This is a genomic window from Stenotrophomonas sp. SMYL8 (assembly GCF_036320065.1).
GTDB lineage: Bacteria > Pseudomonadota > Gammaproteobacteria > Xanthomonadales > Xanthomonadaceae > Stenotrophomonas > Stenotrophomonas maltophilia_A.
Map to the genome: position 1 here is coordinate 48,695 of NZ_JAWIRR010000032.1, position 2,226 is coordinate 50,920.

Below are 2,226 nucleotides of genomic sequence, written 5' to 3' on the forward strand. Positions count from 1 at the left end.
CCGCGCGTCCCCGGCCGGGGCGGGGGGCCCGGCCCCGCCCCCCCCCCCCCGGGGGGGGGGGGGGGGCCGCCCCCCCCCCCCCCCCCCCACTACCAGGTCAACGGCCCAGCGCGCGGCGGATCTCCTCCAGCGCACTGGGATCATCCAGCGTCGACAGGTCACCCGGGTCGCGCTGTTCGGCCAGCGCCTGCAGCGAGCGCCGCAGCAGCTTGCCGGATCGGGTCTTGGGCAAGGCATTGACCACGTGCACATGCGCCGGGCGTGCGACCGCGCCGAGCGAGGTGGTCACCGTGGCCATCATCTCGGCCACCACCGGCGCCGGATCCTCGCCATCCAGCCCCTGCTTGAGGGTGACGAACACCAGCGGCACCTGCCCCTTCAGTTCGTCCTTGACCCCGATCACCGCCGCCTCGGCCACGCGCGGATGGCTGGAGATGGCCTCCTCGATCTCGCGCGTGCCCAGACGATGGCCGGCCACGTTGATCACATCGTCGGTACGGCCGAGGATGAAGGTGTAGCCATCGTCGTCACGGATCGCCCAGTCCAGCGAGCTGTACAGCAGCTCCTTGAAGTGGCTGAAGTAGCTCTGCAGGAAACGGCTGTCGTCGTTCCACACCGTGCTCATGCAGCCCGGCGGCAGCGGCGGCGACACCACCAGCACGCCCTTCTGCCCCGGTGCCACTTCCTCGCCGGTGTTCTCGTCGATCACCTTCATCCGGTAGCCGAGATTGGGGAACCCGGGCGAGCCGAAACGCACCGGCTTCATCTCCAGGCCCGGCAGCAGGGTCAGTGCCGGCCAGCCGGTTTCGGTCTGCCAGTAATTGTCGATGATCGGCTTGCCGAGCGCTTCGCTGATCCAGTGCGCGGTCGGTTCGTCCAGCGGTTCGCCGGCCAGGAACAGGTACTTCAGCGCGCCCAGGTCGTGGCGATGGATGAAGTCCGCGTCGTGCTTCTTCAGCACGCGGATGGCGGTGGGCGACGAGAACATCGTGCGCACGTTGTACTGCTCGCACAGCGCCCACCAGATGCCCGGGTCCGGATTCGTCGGCAGCCCTTCGTAGAGCAGCGAGGTGCAGCCGCCGATCAGCGGGCCGTACACGTTGTAGGAATGGCCGACCGCCCAGCCGACGTCGGAGGTGGAGAACATCACCTGGCCCGGCCTGCAGTCGAACACCGTTTCCATCGACTGCGCCATCGCCACCGCATAGCCCCCCACATCGCGCTGCACGCCCTTCGGCTTGCCGGTGGTGCCGGAGGTATACAGCAGATAGCTCGGCTCGCTCGCTTCCAGCCACTGCACCGGCACGTCGACTTCACCGATCTGCGCACGCAGCTCGGCGTAGTCCACATCGCGGCCCGGCACGCGTGGTTCGGCGGCATCCAGCCCACGCGACACGATCAGCACGTGCGGCGGTGGCGACGTGGCTTCGGCGCAGGCTGCATCGACCATCGGCTTGTACGGAATCAGCTTGCCACCGCGCATGCCGGCATCTGCCGCGATCAGCAGCTTCGGCTTGGCATCGTCGATGCGCAGCGCCAGGTTGTGCGCGGCGAAGCCACCGAACACCACCGAGTGCACCGCACCGATGCGCGCGCAGGCCAGCATCGCGAACACGGCTTCGGCCATGTTCGGCATGTAGATCACCACGCGGTCACCGTGGCCGACGCCGAGGTGCTTGAGCACGGCGGCGAAGTCGTTCACTTCGCGATACAGCTGGCGATAAGTGATTTCGCGGGTGCTGTTGGTTTCGGTGGAAATGGCGACCAGTGCGAGCTGGTCGGCGCGCTCGGCCAGGTGGCGGTCGACGGCGTTGTAGCAGAGATTGGTTTCACCACCGACGAACCAGCGCCGGAACGGCGGGTTGCTGTAGTCGAGCACCTGCTGCGGCGGTTTGTGCCAATGGATGCGCTTGGCTTCCTCGCCCCAGAAGGCCTCCGGCTCGTTGATCGAGCGACGGTAGGTTTCCTCGTAGTTCATGACGCAGCCCTCCCAGACAAAGTCATGGGTTCGAGGATAGTCCGGCGCTGGCGCGCGGGCCGCCCTACCTTGGTAGGGGGTGGGGTTTTGTCCTGCAGGGCTTGCAGCCCTGCACCTGCAGAATCAACGTCAACGTCAACGTCAAAAGCTGGGCTACTGAGGAATGGCGGGGTGGGTCCGGTTGCGGGAGACGCCGTAGACCCGTCCCTGGGGGCTTGGCCGCGGCATCCATGCCGCGGACACTCCCG

The 2,226-nt window shown here is 67.5% G+C and carries 1 protein-coding gene; it reads right to left on the reverse strand.

The window, feature by feature from the left end; genetic code table 11:
• Positions 1–97: 97 nt before the first annotated feature.
• The gene (prpE, locus tag V3B25_RS19065; protein ID WP_329811358.1) at positions 98–1,978 is read right to left on the reverse strand and encodes a propionate--CoA ligase; all 1,881 of its coding nucleotides are present in this window, start codon (positions 1,976–1,978) and stop codon (positions 98–100) included.
• Positions 1,979–2,226: the final 248 nt, after the last annotated feature.

What these genes read in the sequence shown, in the direction of transcription:
- prpE (WP_329811358.1), bottom strand. Translation starts at nt 1,978, where the DNA reads ATGAACTACGAGGAAACCTACCGTCGCTCGATCAACGAGCCGGAGGCC.